General features: G+C 66.0%; 17 protein-coding genes. 5 read left to right on the top strand and 12 right to left on the bottom strand.

Annotation, left to right across the window (positions count from 1 at the left end; genetic code table 11):
- Nucleotides 1–134 precede the first annotated feature (134 nt).
- The 3 genes from AC50YA_RS12360 (at nucleotide 135) to AC50YA_RS12350 (ending at nucleotide 4,901) form a co-directional block, all read left to right on the top strand.
- Complete coding sequence (locus tag AC50YA_RS12360; protein WP_494982564.1) at nucleotides 135–1,529, top strand: MFS transporter; 1,395 nt, start codon at nucleotides 135–137, stop codon at nucleotides 1,527–1,529.
- 168 nt (nucleotides 1,530–1,697) lie between these two features.
- Nucleotides 1,698–3,446 carry a pyruvate dehydrogenase gene (locus AC50YA_RS12355; RefSeq protein WP_494982563.1) on the top strand — a complete coding sequence of 583 codons (1,749 nt, stop codon included), beginning with the start codon at nucleotides 1,698–1,700 and terminating at the stop codon, nucleotides 3,444–3,446.
- A gap of 156 nt (nucleotides 3,447–3,602) precedes the next feature.
- Entirely contained in the window at nucleotides 3,603–4,901 is a 1,299-nt protein-coding gene (locus AC50YA_RS12350; RefSeq protein ID WP_494982562.1) for a serpin family protein, read from the top strand.
- Nucleotides 4,902–4,955: 54 nt separating this feature from the next.
- Here AC50YA_RS12350 and AC50YA_RS12345 read toward each other — a convergent pair whose 3' ends face one another.
- Genes AC50YA_RS12345 through AC50YA_RS12330 form a run of 4 tightly spaced genes read right to left on the bottom strand, consistent with a single transcriptional unit; the run spans nucleotide 4,956 to nucleotide 7,862 of the window.
- Nucleotides 4,956–5,852 carry a hydroxymethylpyrimidine/phosphomethylpyrimidine kinase gene (locus tag AC50YA_RS12345; protein ID WP_494982561.1) on the bottom strand — a complete coding sequence of 299 codons (897 nt, stop codon included), beginning with the start codon at nucleotides 5,850–5,852 and terminating at the stop codon, nucleotides 4,956–4,958.
- Entirely contained in the window at nucleotides 5,849–6,259 is a 411-nt protein-coding gene (locus AC50YA_RS12340) for a hypothetical protein (RefSeq protein WP_494982560.1), read from the bottom strand. Before AC50YA_RS12340 ends, AC50YA_RS12345 begins: the two co-directional genes overlap by 4 nt.
- Nucleotides 6,256–7,173, bottom strand: coding sequence for a TIGR01777 family oxidoreductase (locus AC50YA_RS12335; RefSeq protein ID WP_494982559.1), 918 nt, complete (start codon nucleotides 7,171–7,173; stop codon nucleotides 6,256–6,258). Before AC50YA_RS12335 ends, AC50YA_RS12340 begins: the two co-directional genes overlap by 4 nt.
- 32 nt (nucleotides 7,174–7,205) lie before the next feature.
- Complete coding sequence (locus tag AC50YA_RS12330) at nucleotides 7,206–7,862, bottom strand: TetR/AcrR family transcriptional regulator (RefSeq protein ID WP_494982558.1); 657 nt, start codon at nucleotides 7,860–7,862, stop codon at nucleotides 7,206–7,208.
- 181 nt (nucleotides 7,863–8,043) lie between these two features.
- Here AC50YA_RS12330 and AC50YA_RS12325 point away from each other — a divergent pair, with 181 nt between their 5' ends.
- On the top strand, nucleotides 8,044–8,775 hold the full coding sequence (locus AC50YA_RS12325) for a queuosine precursor transporter (protein ID WP_494982557.1): 732 nt from the start codon (nucleotides 8,044–8,046) through the stop codon (nucleotides 8,773–8,775).
- 2 nt (nucleotides 8,776–8,777) lie between these two features.
- Here the strand turns inward: AC50YA_RS12325 and AC50YA_RS12320 are convergent, their stop codons facing one another.
- The 6 genes from AC50YA_RS12320 to AC50YA_RS12295 form a co-directional block, all read right to left on the bottom strand.
- A complete protein-coding gene (locus AC50YA_RS12320; protein ID WP_494982556.1) occupies nucleotides 8,778–9,527 on the bottom strand; it encodes a dienelactone hydrolase family protein in 750 nt (249 codons plus the stop codon).
- A gap of 68 nt (nucleotides 9,528–9,595) precedes the next feature.
- On the bottom strand, nucleotides 9,596–10,939 hold the full coding sequence (gene tgt / locus AC50YA_RS12315; protein ID WP_494982555.1) for a tRNA guanosine(34) transglycosylase Tgt: 1,344 nt from the start codon (nucleotides 10,937–10,939) through the stop codon (nucleotides 9,596–9,598).
- 33 nt (nucleotides 10,940–10,972) lie between these two features.
- Nucleotides 10,973–11,698 carry an SRPBCC family protein gene (locus AC50YA_RS12310; RefSeq protein ID WP_494982554.1) on the bottom strand — a complete coding sequence of 242 codons (726 nt, stop codon included), beginning with the start codon at nucleotides 11,696–11,698 and terminating at the stop codon, nucleotides 10,973–10,975.
- Between the two features lie 61 nt (nucleotides 11,699–11,759).
- Nucleotides 11,760–12,797, bottom strand: coding sequence for a DUF6707 family protein (locus tag AC50YA_RS12305; RefSeq protein WP_494982553.1), 1,038 nt, complete (start codon nucleotides 12,795–12,797; stop codon nucleotides 11,760–11,762).
- 86 nt (nucleotides 12,798–12,883) lie between these two features.
- Nucleotides 12,884–13,423, bottom strand: coding sequence for an NUDIX hydrolase family protein (locus AC50YA_RS12300; protein ID WP_252566979.1), 540 nt, complete (start codon nucleotides 13,421–13,423; stop codon nucleotides 12,884–12,886).
- A 157-nt stretch (nucleotides 13,424–13,580) separates the two neighbouring features.
- The gene (locus AC50YA_RS12295; RefSeq protein ID WP_494982552.1) at nucleotides 13,581–14,333 is read right to left on the bottom strand and encodes a VOC family protein; all 753 of its coding nucleotides are present in this window, start codon (nucleotides 14,331–14,333) and stop codon (nucleotides 13,581–13,583) included.
- 77 nt (nucleotides 14,334–14,410) lie between these two features.
- On the opposite strand from AC50YA_RS12295, the gene AC50YA_RS12290 reads away from it, so the two are divergent.
- On the top strand, nucleotides 14,411–15,025 hold the full coding sequence (locus AC50YA_RS12290; protein ID WP_494982551.1) for a YdeI/OmpD-associated family protein: 615 nt from the start codon (nucleotides 14,411–14,413) through the stop codon (nucleotides 15,023–15,025).
- Between the two features lie 58 nt (nucleotides 15,026–15,083).
- Here AC50YA_RS12290 and AC50YA_RS12285 read toward each other — a convergent pair whose 3' ends face one another.
- Together AC50YA_RS12285 and AC50YA_RS12280 are read right to left on the bottom strand one after the other, a co-directional pair.
- Nucleotides 15,084–16,241, bottom strand: a complete 1,158-nt coding sequence (locus tag AC50YA_RS12285; protein ID WP_494982550.1) for an ABC transporter ATP-binding protein — start codon at nucleotides 16,239–16,241, stop codon at nucleotides 15,084–15,086.
- Entirely contained in the window at nucleotides 16,238–17,830 is a 1,593-nt protein-coding gene (locus AC50YA_RS12280) for an ABC transporter permease (protein ID WP_494982549.1), read from the bottom strand. The genes AC50YA_RS12285 and AC50YA_RS12280 overlap by 4 nt, the downstream gene beginning before the upstream one ends.
- Nucleotides 17,831–17,833 lie beyond the last annotated feature (3 nt).

Raw genomic sequence — 17,833 nt, 5'->3', positions numbered from 1 at the left:
GGATCACGCATAACTTGGATGAGGCCCTCGGCGTTTGAGGGGGACCGTCAACGTCGAGGAGGAACCATGGGCAACGTAGCCATGGACAGCACGAAAGCAAGCAAGGAATCGCCGCAGCACGGGGAGGTTCAGCGATGAGCACCCCGCAGGCCGAAGTCCAGAGCGAGGCGGCCCAGACCCGCCGGGCCGTGAGCAACATCCTCAAAGGTTCAGCGGGCAACCTTGTGGAGTGGTACGACCTCTACGTCTACACCGTCTTCGCCGCCTACTTCCAGTCCCACTTCTTCAACTCCACGGACGACCTCCAGGCCGGCCTGGAGGCGATGGCTGTCTTCTCGACGTCGTTCCTCATGCGCCCCATCGGCGCCTGGTTCTTCGGCCGCTACGCCGACCGCAAGGGCCGCAAGGCCGCGCTGACGCTCAGCGTGACGCTGATGTCCGCGGGCTCCTTCGCCATCGCGCTCCTGCCCACTACGCAGCAGGTGGGCGTCTGGGCGTTGGTGATGCTGATTGTCATCCGCCTGATCCAGGGCTTCTCCGTGGGCGGAGAATACGGCACCAGCGCCACCTACATGTCCGAGGCCGCCACGTCCAAGCGCCGCGGCTTCTTCTCCAGCTTCCAGTACGTGACGCTGATCGGCGGCCAGATGCTGGCCCTGCTGGTTCTGGTCGTCCTGCAGAACGTTATGCCCAAGGGCGATCTGACCGAGTGGGGCTGGCGCATCCCGTTCGCCATCGGCGGCGTGGCCGCCCTGGTGGTCCTGTGGCTGCGGCGTTCCATGGAGGAAACCGTCTCCGCAGAGCAGGTCGAGGCCGCCAAGAGGCCCGTCGCGGCTGGCGAGGCCCAGCCGGGCACCATGCGGCTGCTGTTCACCCAGTACTGGAAGCCGCTGCTGATCTGCATCGGAGTCACCCTCGGCGGCACCGTGGCGTTCTACACCTACACCAACTTCATCCTGAAGTTCATGAACGATACGTCCGGCATCGCCAAGACCGAGACGTCGGTCATCAACTTCTGGGCGCTGTTCATCTTCATGATCCTCCAGCCCGTCTATGGCATCATCTCGGACAAGGTAGGCCGCAAACCGCTGCTCCTGTGGTTCGGCATCACCGGCGTCCTCTTCACCTGGCCGCTGCTGTCCACCCTGTCCAACACCAAGGACCCGTTCACCGCGTTCCTGCTCATGATGGGCGGCCTGCTGATCGTTGGCGGCTACACCTCCATCAACGCTTTGGTGAAGGCTGAGCTGTTCCCAGCCTCCATCCGCGCCCTCGGCGTCGGCCTGGGCTACGCGATCGCCAACTCGCTCTTCGGCGGCACCGTCCCGCTCCTTGGTGCGGCCTTCCAGAAGGCTGAGCGCGTGGACCTGTTCTTCACCTACGTCACCGTTGCCATCGCCATCTCGCTGGTGGTCTACATCTTCGCCCTGAAGAACAAGAAGGCCACCCACCTGGACCGCGAACAGGGCGATGCCTGGAACCGCCCGGCCAAGGACGAAGACAAGGACAAGGACCTCATCGACGTCTAGCGCCGGGGCAGGCTCCAGTGAGCGTACGACGGCGGGTGGCCGCCCGCCGTCGTCCGCTCACCGCACTGGACGTTGGGTCCTGACGCTCGTTTAGGCGGCGGGGCTATATTGGCCCTGTCAGCTCATCAACCAGTCAGCCCATCAACCTCATCGCGGGAGTGTGCACTCATGGCCAAGGAACTCGCCACCCAACTCATTGAACAGCTCCAGGCTGCCGGTGTGCAGCGGATTTACGGGATCGTGGGGGACAGCCTCAACCCGATCGTGGATGCCGTCCGCAAGACTGGAGGCTCCGGCCAGGGTGGGATCGACTGGATCCACGTCCGGCATGAAGAGGCAGCCGCCTTCGCCGCCGCTGCCGAAGCCCAGCTGACCGGGAAGCTCGCGGTCTGCGCAGGGTCCTGCGGGCCAGGTAACCTGCACCTGATCAACGGGCTGTATGACGCGAACCGGTCCGGAGCTCCCGTGCTGGCCATCGCCTCGCACATTCCCAGCAAGCAGATCGGCAGCAGCTTCTTCCAGGAAACGCATCCGGACCGGCTCTTCAACGAGTGCTCGGTCTATTCGGAAATGGTCAGCACTGCAGAGCAGGCGCCGCGCGTGATGCACAGCGCCATCCAGCACGCCGTTGGCCTCGGGGGAGTCGCCGTCGTGACACTTCCCGGCGATATCGCAGGCCTGGAAGGTACCGCCGAAACGCCGCTGCCCGCCACGTTCCGGCCAGCGAGCCTGATCCCGGACCCGGCAAGCGTCCGGGAGTTGGCAGATGCGATCGATGCGGCCGGGAAGGTGGCGATCTTCGCAGGGGCCGGCGTTGCGGGCGCCCATGACGAACTGATCGCTCTTGCGGAACTGATCAACGCGCCCATCGGCCACTCACTCCGCGGCAAGGACTTCGTCCAGTACAACAACCCCTACGACATCGGCATGACCGGTCTGCTGGGCTACGGCGCCGCTGCCGAAGGGATCGAGGACGCCGACCTGCTGATCCTGCTGGGCACCGACTTTCCCTATGACCAGTTCCTGCCGGAAACCCGCACCGCACAGGTGGACCGGGCAGCCCACAGACTGGGCCGGCGGACCGACGTCGACATCGCAGTCCACGGCGACGTGCTGCCCACCCTTGCCGCGCTGATGCCACTGGTGAAGGCGAAAAAGAGCCGCCGGTTCCTTGATCAGATGCTTAGGAAGCACGACAGGCTCATGAACAAGGCCGTGGGAGCCTACACCCGCAACGTGGAGAAAAAGCAGCCGATCCACCCGGAATACGCGGCGTCCCTGCTGGACCAGGTGGCTGCGGAGGATGCCATTTTCACGGCGGACACCGGCATGTGCAACGTCTGGACGGCCCGGTACATCAATCCGCTGGGCACCCGCCGGCTGATCGGTTCCTACCTGCACGGTTCCATGGCCAACGCCCTCCCGCACGCCATCGGCGCCCAACTGGCCTATCCGGGGCGCCAGGTGGTCTCGGTGTCAGGAGACGGCGGGCTGTCGATGCTGCTGGGCGAACTCATCACCGTGGCCGTGCACAAACTTCCGGTCAACGTTGTGGTCTTCAACAATTCCACGCTGGGCATGGTCAAACTTGAAATGCTCGTCGACGGACTTCCTGACTTCGGGGTGGACGTGCCCGACGCCGACTACGCGGCCGTCGCCCGGGCCCTGGGTTTCCACGCCGTGCGGGTCACCGACCCGGCGCGGATCGAGGAGGCCTACCGTGCGGCGTTCGCCCACCCCGGCCCGTCGCTGGTGGAGCTGATCACCGATCCGAAGGCACTCTCGATTCCGCCGAAGATTTCGGGTTCCCAAGTGCTTGGTTTCGCTACCGCCATGTCCAAGGTGGTCCTGAACCGCGGTGCAGGTGAAGCGGTCAGTATGGCCCGGAGCAACCTGCGGAACATTCCGCGGCGCTAGGCTCCAGGGTTCGGCGCGTCCGGTGCGCCCCGCGCATCGCGCGAGACCAAAATGAGTGCAAAGTGTGACCCTGCCGGCATCGTCTCGCACCGCCGTCGCTGTTTGACTGGGAGAAGGCGGATTCCCGCCCTTGTGCGCCGCGGGAGGCAACCGAAAATGTTTCGTTTACAGCAGATGATGGCGCTCGGCGCGGTGCTGGCAGTGGCAGGGTGTGCAGCCCCGGCGCCGCCGGAACTCCTCACAGCCGACGGCGTCGAACGGGTCTCGGTGGACCGGGCGGCGTATACCGCCGAGCTGCGTTCCTTCCGGACTTCCGCTCTCGTCCTCGGCGAGGCACTGCTGACCGACGGCGGCGACGGCTCCAACGGAAACGTGGTGTCCTCGCCCGGGAGCCTCCTGATTGCCCTCGCCATGCTTCGTGCGGGAGCGTCCGGCGAGACGGCGGCCGAGATGGACAGCGTCCTGCGATTCCCCGCGGAGAAGCGCGATGAGGCCATGAACTCGGTTCTCCGCTCGCTCGAAATGTTCGACGGCGACCCCGGCGCCGTTGATGAGGACAACCCGCCGCGAAAACCGGTCATGCACGCCGCCAACGGACTCTTCGTGGACAAGGACGTGCCCACCGGGGAGTCCTTCCTGGACACTCTGGCCCGGCATTACGGAACCGGCGTGTATCCCGTGGACTTCAGCGATGAGGGAGCAACGAAGCCCGCCATTGATGCCTGGGTGAACCGGAACACTGGCGGCCGGATCAAGGAAGCCCCCGCGAAGTACGACCCGGACAACACATTCAGCCTGCTCAATTCCCTGTACTTTGCCTCCGCCTGGAGCGCACCGTTCGACCCGAACGCCACCTCTGACCTGCCCTTCACAACAGCCGCGGGCGAGGAAATCGAGGCGCCAGCCATGCATAACGAACTCAAGATGAAGTTTGCGGAAGGTGTTGGCTGGCAGGGTGTGGACCTTCCCTACGCCGACGGTTTCGTCATGCGGCTGGTCCTGCCGGAAGAAACGACCGATCCCGCGACCCGCCCCGCCTCTGCGGCCTTTGGCGTGGAAAAGCTTATGGAAATCGCCGACATCTTTGATACACCCCAGCCCGCGTCAGTGCACATCCAGCTACCGCGCTGGGACCACAAGAGCAGTTTTGACCTGCGCAAGGTCTTCGAGTCGCTGGGCCTGCAGAAGACGCTCGACACCACGGAGGACTTCAACAACATCCAGCCGCAGATGATGATCACCCAGGCCGCCCAGGCTGCCAACATCACGGTCGCCGAAAAGGGCACCATCGCGGCCGCGGTAACCCAGATCAACGGAATGGCCACCAGCGCCCGCCGCAGCCCGAGCGGACCATCGATTTCGACAGGCCGTTCCACTACCAGATCGTGCACGTGGAGACCGGCCTGCCGCTGTTCATGGGAACGGTGGCCGACCCCCGCTAGCCGTGCCGTCTGATAGAGCGTGTGGGAAAAACATGCAGGAAGTGAGAGAGCGTCCGGGGTTGCTGGTTTAGCGCGGGCCACCCTGCCAGAGGGCGTCGAACGGCGCGCCGGAGGCCACGCGGTTGCGGATGCCTGCCGTGACAAAGTCCTTGGCGGCCCGGGCAGCTTCCAGCGGCGTGGCCCCCTTGGCAAGTTCTGCCGTCACCGCCGCGGCGAGCGAGCAGCCGGCACCGGACACCGCCACGTCGCCCACCTTGGGAGCGCTGAGGACTTCGAGGGTCTCGCCGTCGTAGTAAACGTCGACGGCGTCCGGGCCAGCCAGCCGCACCCCGCCCTTGGCGAGAACTGCAGCGCCGCTGAGCTCGTGGATGAGGACTGCTGCGGCTTTCAAGGACTCGACGTCGGTGATCGCCAGGCCGGACAGCGATTCGGCTTCGAAGTGGTTGGGCGTGACGAACGTGGCCAGCGGCAGGATCTGCGTCTTCAGGGCCTGGTCCGTGTCCAGTGCGTGGCCCGGCTCCTGGCCCTTGCAGATCAGCACCGGATCCAGCACCACGTTACGGAACTGGCCCGTTTTCAGTGCCGCCGCAACCGTGCTGATGGTGGCAGGGCTGCCCAGCATGCCGATCTTCACGGTGTCCAGGACCGGACGGCCCGGCACCGACGGCTCGCCTGACGCCCCGCCAGCGGTGACCCCTGACGCCGGACCGTAGGCCGCCGTCGTGGCTTCCAACTGGTCCGCGATCACCTGCTGGTCCACCGGCACAAAGCGGTGGTTCCAGTTGTCGCTCGGATCGAAGGACACGATGCAGGTCAGGTTGGCGATACCAAACACGCCCAGCTCCTGGAACGTCTTCAGGTCGGCCTGGGCACCGGCGCCACCCGTCGCTTCGGACCCCGCGATGGTCAGGACGACGGCGGGAGCGGACACGGGGGACTGGAGGGCAGCTGAAGCTAAAGTCATGGCACTATCCTGCCATCCGGCGTCGGGCCAACATGCTCGGCGTGTTCACCGTGGTCATGTGTGGTCACGCGGCCAACCACAGCCGATCTCCCTACGGCCGCGCAGAATCCGGTCCACAGGACCAACCCCCACATGGTGTGCCAGTGGGTCCCCATGAGGAAGGGGAGGGTAAGAAGGCCTGTGACCAACCCCGCCCCGCCAATCGCCAGGATATGGAGCCACTGGTCACGGACGGGCCGCATCAGGATTCCCGTCGCCAGGGCCAGGGGCATGCCGAGAATCACGGCGGCAAGGATTCCGAAAACGTAGCCTGTCGCACCATGCGGAAAGCCGAACAGCAGTACGGTGATGGCGGCTCCCAACAGGAACGCTCCGGGGCCGAACGTCAGCCGGTGCGGCCGGCTCATGCCGTCCCTTTGGCGATGGTGAGCAGTGCGCGGCCCAGCTCGGGCTGCCGGAAGATGAACCCCGCATCGAGAAGCTTCTGCGGCTGCACCCACCGGCTTTTCAGCACCAATTCGGTGTCCGTGCGGACCAGTACGGCCCCAAGCCGGAGCAGCCAGGCGGGTGTGGGGATGCCCAGTCTGGCGCCGTAGGCCCGGCGGACCAGCCGCATCAGTTCCCGGTTATCCACGACGTCGGGGGAGGCGACATTCACGGGGCCCGAAATGTCCGTTCGCGCCTGGAGGAAGCGGACGGCGCGGTACAGGTCTTCCACGTGAATCCAGCTGAACTTCTGATTGCCGTGGCCCATGTGTCCGCCCAGGCCAAGCCGCGCCAACGTAGCAAAGGGCCGCAGGGCGCCGCCGCCAGGCCCCAGGACGATCGAGATCCGCAGCGGGATTTTCCGCGTCCCGGGGGTGCGGGCCTTGTCCAGGGCGCCTTCCCAGGCGCGAGCCACGTCCACGGAAAACCCGGTGCCGAGTTCGCCGTCGGACTCTGTTTGGGGCCGGTCGTCCGCGTGCCGGTAGATGGTGCCGGTGCTGGCGTTGAGCCAGGCCGACGGCGGCGCCTCGCAACGTCCGAGGGCACGGCCGAGTGCCGCCGTGGTGGAGACGCGGGAATCGAGGATGGCCGCCTTGTTCCTGGCGTTATAGCGGCAGTTGACCGATCGTCCGGCAAGGTTCACCAGCAGGTCGGCGCCGTCCAGAACCCTGGTGATGGCGCCGTCGTCGTTCCAGTTGGCCGCTTCGGCCGTACCCTCGGTGGCCCGGCGGCCGATGGTGCGCACCGTCCAGCCGTCCTGTTCGAAGCGGTCCCGGAGATAGGTGCCGATGAAGCCCGAGGCTCCGGCGAGCACCACGGTGTTTGTCCTGTTCATTTCTTCCCCCTGCTTTGTGTTCGGTGGCGTGTTCAGTCGCGGATGCTGCGGCTCAGGCTGAGGACATCGTCCAGCACCTTGTTGACGCCGGGAATCCTTGCCAGCGAAAGCCCCCGGGCGATCAACGGGACGGCTCCGTCCACGAGTTTCCGGGTGCGGCGCTGGCCTTCCGACGTGTCGTACACCCAGAACAGCGCGATCCCCATGTAGCCCAGCCAGAGCAGTTCCGGCAGGTCCGCACGGAGTTTCTTCGGGGCCGGCGGGCTGGCGCCTTCCACCGCTGCCCGGAAGATGCCGAGCGAGGCCTCTCGGGCCGCCGTCGACTCGCCCGCGAAGGGGTTGACGGGCGACGTCGGCCGGATGGCAGTGGCCGCGAAGTCGGCGCCGAAGCGGTGGTACGGCGCCATGACATCCAGGCCGGCGTGCAGCGTGGCCTTCAGGCGGCTGCCCAGATCGGTGAGGCCCTCGAGTGCCTCGTCCGCCTTGGCCGCATGCTCTGCCTGGACCTGGACGTACAGTTCCTGCACCAGGTCGTCCTTGGAGGCGAAGTAGTAATACGCGTTGCCCACGGAGACCCCGGCTTCGGCCGCGATGGCCCGCATGGTGGTCTTCTCGAATCCGATCTCGCGGAACATGCGCAGCGCGACGTCCGCTACCAGTTGCCTGGTCTGTTCGCTCTTGGCGGCCATGATTTCTCCCCTTTTGAACGTGTTCAAAAGTGAGTATGGCATGAAACTGAACGTGTTCAAAACTGCGGCGATGTATGTTCGGTGGGAGAATGTCGTGACAGTGCTAATACAGCCGGCGTCCGCCGCAAATTTCGTTGCGGGAACGGTACGCCGAGCGAACCACTACGAATGGAATCTCCCCATGTCTTCCCCCTCGGGCCCTGACGCCCTGCCCATCGACAGCTCCGCCCCGACGGCACCCAAATTTGCATCGATCGGCTCGCCGTACTTCGGCATCATGCTGGCCTTTATGGCCGTGGTGCTGATCCTGTCGAACATCGGCGCATCCAAGGGCGTGGCGATCGGCCCGATCATCACCGACGGCGGCTTCTTCCTCTTCCCGCTTGCCTACATCCTGGGCGACGTCATCAGCGAGGTCTACGGCTTCAAGGTGGCTCGCAAAGCCATCTTCACCACTTTCGCACTGTCCGTGTTCGCCTCAATTTGCTACTGGGTGATCATCGCCCTGCCCGGCTTTGATGATGACTTCGGCACGTCCAAGCAGGTGGCCCTTGAGGGGGCTTTGGGTCCGGTGCCGCAGATTGTGCTCGCCTCGCTGGTGGCATTCCTGGCCGGCCAGACCATCAACTCGTGGATCCTGGTGAAGATGAAGGCCCGCTCCGGGGAGAAATCCCTCTGGGCGCGGCTGATGAGCTCTACCGGTGCCGGTGAATTCGTGGACACCCTGATTTTCTGCAGCATCGCCGCCTCCGTCATCGGCATCACCGACTTCGGCACGTTCGTGAACTACGTGGTGGTGGGCTTTGTCTACAAGACCCTGGTTGAGTTCCTGTTCGTCCCGGTGACGTCCCTGGTGATCGGGTGGATCAAGAAGCGCGAACCAAGCTACGGCGCAGGGTCAGCCCCCGCCTAGCCTCAGCCCTTGAGCGTCCCGTCGAGGAGGGCGCGGAGCTCGGCGTAGTGCCGCTCCGTGGCCTCCGAGTGGAACATCGAGGTGTCCGCCATCGAATAGCCGTGCGGCGCCCCGGCGTAGATCTCGTTGGAAGCCTTGAGCCCGGCATCGTCAAGCGCCGCGCCCAGGCGCGCAACGGCGTCGGGATCCATGCTCTTGTCGTGGTCGGCGTGGCCGAAGACGAACCGCGCCCGGGCCTTGTCGAGTCCCAGATGGGGGCTGTCCGGGGCATCGCTCGCAAGCCCGCCGCCGTGGAAGCCGCCACAGGCTGCCACCGCTTCGGGGTGGGCGATGGCCGTGCGGACGGCGAGACGGGCGCCCATGCAGTAGCCGAACGTGCCGATCGGACCCGGCGCGACGCCGTCGAGCGTTCCCAGCGCTTCCACCCACGCATCAATGTCCGGCAGCGCTTTGTCCGTGGTGAGGCGTCCGACGCGCGGGAACGCGGCCTTGCCGGCAGCTGCCCGGCCATCCGGAGTGGTCATGTCCAGGGCCGGCGCGAGTTCCGCGGCCGTGCCTTCGCGGTAGAAGGCGTTCGGCGCGAGGACCACGTAGCCCCAGTCGGCGATGCGCTGCGCCATCTCCTCGATGCGGGGGCGCAGGCCGAAGGCGTCCATGTAGAGGATGACGCCGGGGAAGGGGCCTTCGCCGGAAGAGGGGCGGGCCATGAGGGCCTCGGCTGTGCCTTCTGCGGCAGCGATTTCGATGAGCATTTGGTCAGGATATCGGAGGACGACGGCGGGACTCGCCTTCGGGCGCCGCCCACCCGGGAGCGTGTGACTCAGTAGTACTGCGCCAGGGTCTCGGCCTTGAACTCGAAGAAGGTCCCGGCTTCGATGGCCAGCCGGGCGTCGTCCACCATCTTCACCACAAAGCGTTCGTTGTGGATGGAGATCAGCGTGGCGGAGAGCATTTCCTTGGCCTTGAACAGGTGATGGATATAGGCCCGCGAGTAGTTGGCGCAGGCGTAGCAGTCACACCCCTCCTGGAGCGGCCCGAAGTCGCGCTTGTACTTGGCGCCGGACAGGTTGAAGCGGCCCGCAGGCGTGTAGAACGCGGAGTTGCGGGCCACCCGGGTGGGGGAGACGCAGTCGAAGGTGTCCGCGCCGTTCTCGATGGCCGTGAAGATGTCGTCCGGCTCCGAGATACCCAGCAGGTGCCGCGGCTTGTCCTCCGGCAGCTCCTCGTTGCACCAGCGCACAATCGTGCCCAGGTTCTCCTTCTCCAGCGCCCCGCCGATGCCGTAGCCGTCGAAGTCCATGGCGCCAAGGTCCCGGCAGGCCTTCCGGCGCAGGTCCTCATACTGCGCACCCTGGATCACGCCGAACAGGGCCTGGTACGGCTTCCCCACCCGCTCGGAGGTCAGCCGGAAATGCTCCTCGAGGCAGCGCAGTGCCCACAACCGGGTGCGCTCCAGCGATTCCTCCTGGTAGCCGCGGGAGTTCTGCAGCGTGGTCAGCTCGTCGAAGGCGAACATGATGTCCGCGCCGATCTGGTGCTGGACCAGCATGGAAATTTCGGGGGAGAAGCGGTGGCGGTCCCCGTTGAGATACGATTTGAACCAGACGCCGTCGTCGTCGATGTGGGCCAGGCGTTCCTTGCCCGGTGCTACGGCGTCGTCCGGGCCGGAGGTGTCCACCGACTTCATGTCGATGACCTTCTTGAACCCGGACCCGAGGCTCATCACCTGGAACCCGCCGGAGTCCGTGAACGTCGGGCCGGACCAGTTCATGAACGTTCCCAGCCCGCCGGCCTCGTCCAGGATGTCCGCTCCGGGCTGCAGGTACAGGTGGTACGCGTTGGCCAGGAGCGCCTGTGCACCCAGGTCCGCCATGGATTCCGGCAGGACGGACTTCACCGTGGCTTTGGTCCCGACGGCGATGAACGCCGGCGTGCGGATCTCGCCGTGGGGCGTGCTGATGGTCCCCGTGCGGCCCAGGAATTCGCCGCCGTTGGCAGATAGCTGGGCGGCCGACGCCGCACAGCTGTCAGCAAGCCGTGTGCCAACGGTGAAGGAAAACTGCGACTGGTCCGCTGCTATGGCGGAGACTGCCGCGGCTGAGAGGGGATCAGGTGAGACGGCCGAAACGGACACAGATGTAGCGGAGGCGGGGTTGGCTGGCACGGTTCCAGTGTGCCAGCAAACGTCGCCGATCCCTCAGTGGGCCGCTTCCGATGTGGGGTAGTTCTCAGCCCGCCAGCTGTCCCAGAGCGAATGGATGGACTCCACTTTGTGGGCCCCCAGATCGTATGTCGACGCGATCACCCTGGCGCCGCCGTGGGGCCTGAGCCCTTCAATGACGGGCTGGTCCGCCACAATCAGCAGGCCGTCCCCGTGCCCCGCGTAACCGTGGACGGTGAGCCCCACCTGGTGGTTGCTGTGGAACCAGACCTTGCCGGTGATCTCCTCGCCGGTAGCCAGCGTCAGCACGTACGTCTCACCCGGCGCGGGCACGTCCGATAACCCCAGCTTTTCGATGGCGGAAGCCGGCTCACCGGGAAGTTCGAAGAACAACGTGTGCCGTTTGCCGTGCGGGTGGTGTTCCAGCGCGAAGCGGAGTTGCTGGAGGAACGTCAGCCAGCCCTGGGTGATGTCCTCGTCCCAGGCCGCCCATTCCGAGTTATGGTCCAGGGCTGCCCGGGTGACGCTGACCAGAGTCCCGGCGGGCACCGGTTTCAGGTCGAAGACGTCGCCGCCGTTGGTGGTCAGGCTGGTGTGGTCCGGGGCTTCAACGACGTTGCTGCTGAAGTAGATCCCGTCAATCTCATCAGCCAGTTCGTCAGCCTCCCAGCCGTGCCACTGGGCCACTTTGGCCGGTTCGCGCAGCATGGTCCAGACCTGCGGCGCGTCAGCATTTATCACCACGCTTAGATTGTTCGTCATAGCCCGAATCTACAACGCGGGCGCAGCCCCGGGTAGGGGGTAATTCCCCCGCCCGGACAGCTCAGGCCCGGACGGCCTCGAGTTCGTTGCTGATCCGGCGCTGGAGTTCGCCGACGCCGATCGTCTCAGACCCGCCGTGTGCCCGGAGGAACAGCAGGGATTCGAGGCGCAGCAGCCGCCACTCCCGCTCGGCTTCATGGTTGGAGTTGTCGATCGAGCGGAAGATCTCTTTGTCGTACAGATTTGGTTCGTTCAGCGAACGCTGGCGCACCTTGGCGTTCATCCGCGCCTTGAATGGGTCTGTTTCCTGGTTTTCCGGCGTGCGCAGCAGCTTTTCGTAGACTTCGGCGCGCTCCTCCTGCCGCTCCTGGCGGCAGATGAAGCTGGACAACGCCAGCGACGCCTCCACGGACGCCCACCGGCCCGGGTTGCCATCGAACGGCAGGACGTTGAGCAGGTCCGCCACGGTGAGCGCACCGTCCGGATCCTTGTGTGTGATGAACAGTTCGTGGGCGAGGTCGCTGAGGTCCTTGAGGCAGCTGCCGGACTTGAAGTTGATGCCCTTGGCCAGCTTGTCCGCCAGCAGCAGCACCCCAACGGCGTCCGGATGCGCTTCCGCGGCAGCCTCCACCACCGCTTCGGGTGTGCCCTGCGGCGCCGGAATCCGAGCCAGTTCTTCCTCGGACGGGCCACTCGCCGCGGGCGGGATGGCCGGCAGGGGAGGTACGACGACGGCGGGAGCCGCCGGGGCTGCCTCCGCTTCGCCGGTGTGTTGGGGCTGTTCGGCAGGGGGTTGCGCCGCGACCGGAAGCTGCGTGACGGCGTCGGGCGTTGTGTCCTGGAGGGTGGGGTCCGGAACCGTGATGACCCGGACTGTTGTGTCCAGAATCTTCACGGTGGAGCCGGCTGCGATGCGGAGAGTGCCGCCGCCGGTGAGGTTTGCCAGGACCAACGCCGGGGTCCCGAAATCATCCGGTTCAAACTCCACGCGCTGGATTTCGGCGGTGCGTTCACCGTCGGGGAGGAGGAGCTGATCGCCGGTGGTCAGAGATCCAGCCTGCTGTTCGCTGTAGTGCCTGGCGGCTGGGGTTTCGGTCATGGGAGTCCTTAAGTTCTCTTGCGGTCCGCCCTACAGTCTACAAAGCGGGGCCCCGGAAGTCGGGGACGCCGGGGAACCCGCGGGCGTCAGTTACCCACTCCGGCAAAGGCCAGCGCTTGGCGTACCAGGGAGCCGCGGCCGCCGCTGAATTCGAGCTGGACGTCGGCGCTAAGCACTTCCGCAGGAGTCATCCAAGTCAGTTCCAGGGCATCCTGGCGGGGCTCGCATTCGCCCGTGACGGGGATGACGTACGCCAGGGACACGGCGTGTTGGCGGTCGTCGGTGAAGCCGGTCTGGGACGGGGCCGGGAAGTACTCGGCCACCGTGAAAGGGACCGGGCTGATGGGGAGCTGCGGAAAGGCGAGCGGCCCCAGGTCCTTTTCCATATGGCGAAGGAGTGCGGCGCGGATGGTCTCGCGGTAGATCACTCGGCCCGATACAAGCGACCGGATCATGTTTCCGTCCTCATCGGCCTGGAGCAGCGTGCCAACCTCGTTCACAAAACCCAGCGGATCCAGCCTGACCGGCACGGCCTCCACGTAGATCATGGGGAGCCTCCCGCGGGCCTCAAAAAGGTCTTCTTCAGAGAGCCAGCCGGGATTGGGGTCAGGAGTGCGAACGTTCATGGTTAAGTTCTACCCCATCGGACGGCCGCGGACCGCTGAGGGGTGAGCTATCAGCGTAAAGCGTCGCCCAAAGCGCCGGATCTCACCCCTCGGCCGGCTTACTCCCGGCTTACCCTGGGGTACCCCATGGCCGGATCATGGCCGGATTACGGGCGGATCACTCTGCGGCGAGGCGCTGCGAGATCCAGAGCGTGGGTGAAACATGCGAGGCGGTTGTGGCACGGCCGGAACTTCCTGCGGCGTCGGGGTTGGCCACGTGCAGGGTCCGGCCGAAGGCTTCCTCCGTTTCGCTGACGTCCAGCCCGGCGGCGGTGAGCCGGTCACGCAAGGCGCCCAGATCGCCGTCGTACTCAAATCCCAAGCCGGACCGCGCGGGGCCGGACGCCGGGCGTACCATCAGCACGCCGCCATTCTTGGCGGTAAAGTCGGCGGTTTCGTCGGCGTCCGGGACAGGGCGGAACCTGGCGCCGATGTCCTGCAGCGTCACCGCGGCGGCGCCGGGATCCTCCGTAAACCAGACCCCGACGACGGTCATGGCCGGATCAGCGTCAGTCGCGTTCGGCTCGCGGGCCCCCTTGTCAGCCAGGAAACTGAAGCCATCCCGGCCGGTGACGCGGCAGGACTTGCCGTGGTCAGCGGCGATGAGCTCGGCAACGGTGTTCCCGGATTCCTCCGCGGCCAGGGTGGTGCGCCGGGCGAATTCCGCCAGATCGCCCACCTCAACGCCCAGGGCGGTGGTGCCGTCCTCCGTGGCACTGGCGTCGGCCACATGCAGGGCCAGCCGGCCGGAACCGGCGTCGAACTCCCGCCATGGGCCGTCATCAACTGTCTTGGCCAACCCCAGGGCAGTCAGGAGCTGTTCCCAACGGTCCGGCCGGGAGGTGAAATGGACGGGTCGGACACGCAGCATGGGTTCCTCCTCGAAACCGGGACAGGTCGGTTACCGCCATCATGCCACTTCCAGCAGAAGGCGGGCAGAATAGGGCCATGGCCATTGAACTCGAGGAACTGCTGGTAGCGGACGCGGCGACGTGGCGGCTGTGGCTGGAACAGCACCACGCCACCAGTCCTGGCGTGTGGCTGGTCCTGCACAAGAAGGGCGGCAACACCACTGAACTGGACTACGAAGCAGCGTTGCAGGAGGCGCTGTGCTTCGGCTGGATCGACGGTCAGGGCAAAAGGCGCGACGACGACACCTCCTTCCAGCGGATGACCCGCCGCGGCCCGAAGAGCGTCTGGTCGGCGCGGAATGTGGACCGGATCGGGAAGCTTGAGGCTGCCGGCAGGATGACCGCAGCGGGCCGCGCGGCCGTCGACGCCGCCAAGGCGGATGGGCGCTGGGAAGCAGCCTATGTGGGACAGTCGACGGCGGAAGTTCCGCAGGATTTGGCCGCCGCCATCGCTGCCGTCCCCGAGGCCCAGGCCATGTTCGACGTCCTCACCTCCGTGAACCGGTATGCGCTGATTTACCGGACGAATTCCGTGAAGCAGGCGTCCACGCGTGAACGGAAAATTGCCGGCTTTGTGGAGATGCTGGCCCGGGGCGAGGCGCCGTATCCGCAGAAGAAGAAGCCCGCCGACCCGCCGCCCCCACCCAACTGAGTAGCAGTAAGTGTCGTTTTGAGGGCTCATAACGACAGTTACTGCTACTCAGTTGGGGTTAGTCGTCCTGCCGGAAAGCGACGGCTTCGCCAACCACCCGCAGGCAGAGTTCCATGCCCGGCCGGGCAATCGAGGCGTTCCAGTGCCGGATGGTGATGACTTCGCCGCCGCCGGGATAGCGGTGGTCGGCGCGGCCGGCCAGCTCAGGTGGCACAGAGAGTTTGAGTCGCACGGTGGTTTCCGGGCCGAAGTAGTCGGTGTCCACCACCACGCCGCGGATGGGGCCATCCTCGGCAATGCGGATCTGTTCCGGACGCAGCATCAGCTGCACCCGGCCCTGCGCGGGCGGGCGGCGCACGGGAATTCCGCCCAGTGAGCACGTGGCCAGCGAGCCTTCCATCCAGGCGTCAAGGATGACGGCGTCGCCGAGGAATTCCGCAGTGGCGCGGTCGGCGGGGCGGGTGTAAACCACAAACGGGTTGCCGATCTGTGCCAGCTTGCCCCCGCGCATCACGGCCACCTGGTCAGCGAAGGACAGGGCCTCGGCCTGGTCGTGGGTGACGAGGATGGTGGTGACGCCGGCTTTGTTGAGGACCTTGGCCACGGCCCGCCGGGTCGCCACGCGCAGGCCGGCGTCGAGGGCTGAAAAGGGCTCGTCCAGCAGCATCAGTTCGGGTTCGCGGGCCAGTGCGCGGGCCAGGGCCACCCGCTGCTGTTGCCCGCCGGAGAGTTGGTGTGGCCGCCGCTTGGCCATGGAGGCGTCCAGCGAGACCATGTCCAGCAGCTCGCTGATCCGGCCCGCCGCCCCGCGGCGGCCGCCCGCGAGCCTGGCCGTGTCCAGTCCGAAAGCGATGTTCTGGCCCACCGTCAGGTGCGGGAAAAGCGCCCCGTCCTGGGCCACGTACCCCACCTGGCGCTTATACGCAGGCAACCACACGCCGTCGCCCGCCACCTTGCTGCCGTTGAGCGAGATGCTGCCGGTGGCGGGGTGTTCAAAGCCGGCGATGAGCCGCAGCAGCGTGGTCTTGCCCGAGCCGGAGGGCCCCACGATGGCGGTGGTGCCGCCCTTGGCGACTGACAAATTGACGCCCTTGAGGACGGCCTGGGACGCAAAGTTCTTGGTGACGTCGGTGATCTGCAGATGGCTGTTGGTGGAGGGTGCTACCGACGGCGCGATCCGCGGTTCCGGAGGCCTGGAGGGGGATTGTTCGGTCACTGTCCGGCCACTTTCTTGGACTGCTGGAAGAGAAGGTAAGTCATGGGTGCCGAGAGGAGGATCATCAGCAGGGCGTAGGGGGCGGCGCCGGCGTAGTCGATCTCGCTGCTCTTGCTCCAGAACTCGGTGGCGAGCGTCCGGGTGCCGTTCGGTGAGAGCAGGAGCGTGGCAGTCAGTTCGTTGGCGATAGCCAGGAACACCAAAGCCGCGCCACCCGCTGCAGCGGGCGCCGTCAGCCGGAGCGTCACCCGGATGAAGGACTGCAGCGGAGGTTTGCCCAGGGCCTGCGCGGCCTCATCCAGCTCCTTGGGCGCCTGCGACAGCCCGGAGCGGATATTCACGAGCGCCCGGGGCAGGAACAAAAGTACATATGCGGCGATGAGCACGCCTGCAGTCTGGTAAACCCCGGGGGCCAGGCGGATACTGACGGTGACAAACGCAAGCCCCACCACAATCCCCGGCATGGAGCTGGTGACGTAGTTGGACAGTTCCAGGGCCTTGCTGAACCAGCTGGGGTGCCGCACGGCCAAGTATGCCATGGGAAACGCGACGGCGGTGGTCACCACCGCGCCGGCGAGTCCGTAACCGAGGGTCTGCAGAAGCGCGGGCATGAACTCGTCCGCCGCCCAGATATCGGCGCCGCCGGCAACAATCCAGCGCAGTACAAAAAACAGCGGGAGCCCGAAGGCCAGTCCTGTAAGGGCAAGCAGGGCGAGCTGGCCGGGCAGCTGGTATGCATGCAGGGGCAGCCGCAGCGCCCTGGCCTGGGCGCCCGAGCCAACGCGGGCATAACGTGCTGAACCACGGCCGCGGACTTCCACAAGCAGCAGGATCAGGCAGAAGAACACCAGCACACTGGCCAGCATGTTCCCGGCGGTGCCGTTGAACGTGGATCGGTACTGCACCATGATCGCCGTGGTGAACGTATCAAAACGGATCATCGCGAAGGCGCCGTATTCGGCCAGCAGGTGGAGCGACACCAGCAGGGCGCCACCGGTCACTGCGATGCGCAGCTGCGGCAGCACAACCCGGAAAAAGACGCGCCAGGCACCCAGGCCCAGGGATGCGGCGGACTGTTCAATGGCCGGATCCAGCCGGCTCAGCGTGGCTGCTGCGGGAATATAGACCAGCGGAAAATAGGAGAGCGTAGCGATCAGCACGCCGGACCACAGGCCTTCCAGCGAGGGGACCGCGGAAACCCACGCGTAGCTGTTCACGAAAGCCGGAATGGCCAGCGGCGCGGCCAGCAGGACCGCCCAAGTCTTGTGCCCGCGGAGCTTGGTGCGCTCCACCAGCCACGCGGCCCCCACGCCCAGCGCAAGGCATAGCGGCACGGTGATCACAATCAGCAGGACCGTGTTCAGCAGCAGCTCGCCGACGCGTGCCCTGAAGATCAGCCCGACCGCCGTGTCCCAGCCCGTGGCAGCCGTCATATAGATGACATAGCCCAGCGGGACGAGGGAAAACAGTCCAATCAGCACCGCCAGAAGGGCTACCGCAGAAAAGCCGATAGGCGGGCGGGGGCGTTTGCCCCGGCCCGCCGTCGTCGTGCTTCCGGATGTTTCCGGCGCCGATAGATCAGTGGTCACAGA

It is taken from the genome of Pseudarthrobacter sp. RHLT3-21, from assembly GCF_059383495.1.
The sequence above is the reverse complement of the archived record's forward strand: the minus strand, read 5'-3'. Positions and strand labels throughout refer to the sequence as shown.

Excerpts from the sequence above, each read along its gene's own strand:
- AC50YA_RS12335 (WP_494982559.1), bottom strand. The coding sequence starts at position 7,173 with ATGAACAGGACAAACACCGTGGTGCTCGCCGGAGCCTCGGGCTTCATC.
- AC50YA_RS12340 (WP_494982560.1), bottom strand. The coding sequence starts at position 6,259 with ATGAGCCGGCCGCACCGGCTGACGTTCGGCCCCGGAGCGTTCCTGTTG.
- AC50YA_RS12345 (WP_494982561.1), bottom strand. The coding sequence starts at position 5,852 with ATGACTTTAGCTTCAGCTGCCCTCCAGTCCCCCGTGTCCGCTCCCGCC.
- AC50YA_RS12305 (WP_494982553.1), bottom strand. The coding sequence starts at position 12,797 with ATGACCGAAACCCCAGCCGCCAGGCACTACAGCGAACAGCAGGCTGGA.
- AC50YA_RS12330 (WP_494982558.1), bottom strand. The coding sequence starts at position 7,862 with ATGGCCGCCAAGAGCGAACAGACCAGGCAACTGGTAGCGGACGTCGCG.
- AC50YA_RS12310 (WP_494982554.1), bottom strand. The coding sequence starts at position 11,698 with ATGACGAACAATCTAAGCGTGGTGATAAATGCTGACGCGCCGCAGGTC.
- AC50YA_RS12300 (WP_252566979.1), bottom strand. The coding sequence starts at position 13,423 with ATGAACGTTCGCACTCCTGACCCCAATCCCGGCTGGCTCTCTGAAGAA.
- AC50YA_RS12360 (WP_494982564.1), top strand. The coding sequence starts at position 135 with ATGAGCACCCCGCAGGCCGAAGTCCAGAGCGAGGCGGCCCAGACCCGC.
- AC50YA_RS12320 (WP_494982556.1), bottom strand. The coding sequence starts at position 9,527 with ATGCTCATCGAAATCGCTGCCGCAGAAGGCACAGCCGAGGCCCTCATG.
- AC50YA_RS12355 (WP_494982563.1), top strand. The coding sequence starts at position 1,698 with ATGGCCAAGGAACTCGCCACCCAACTCATTGAACAGCTCCAGGCTGCC.
- AC50YA_RS12350 (WP_494982562.1), top strand. The coding sequence starts at position 3,603 with ATGTTTCGTTTACAGCAGATGATGGCGCTCGGCGCGGTGCTGGCAGTG.
- AC50YA_RS12295 (WP_494982552.1), bottom strand. The coding sequence starts at position 14,333 with ATGCTGCGTGTCCGACCCGTCCATTTCACCTCCCGGCCGGACCGTTGG.
- AC50YA_RS12290 (WP_494982551.1), top strand. The coding sequence starts at position 14,411 with ATGGCCATTGAACTCGAGGAACTGCTGGTAGCGGACGCGGCGACGTGG.
- AC50YA_RS12325 (WP_494982557.1), top strand. The coding sequence starts at position 8,044 with ATGTCTTCCCCCTCGGGCCCTGACGCCCTGCCCATCGACAGCTCCGCC.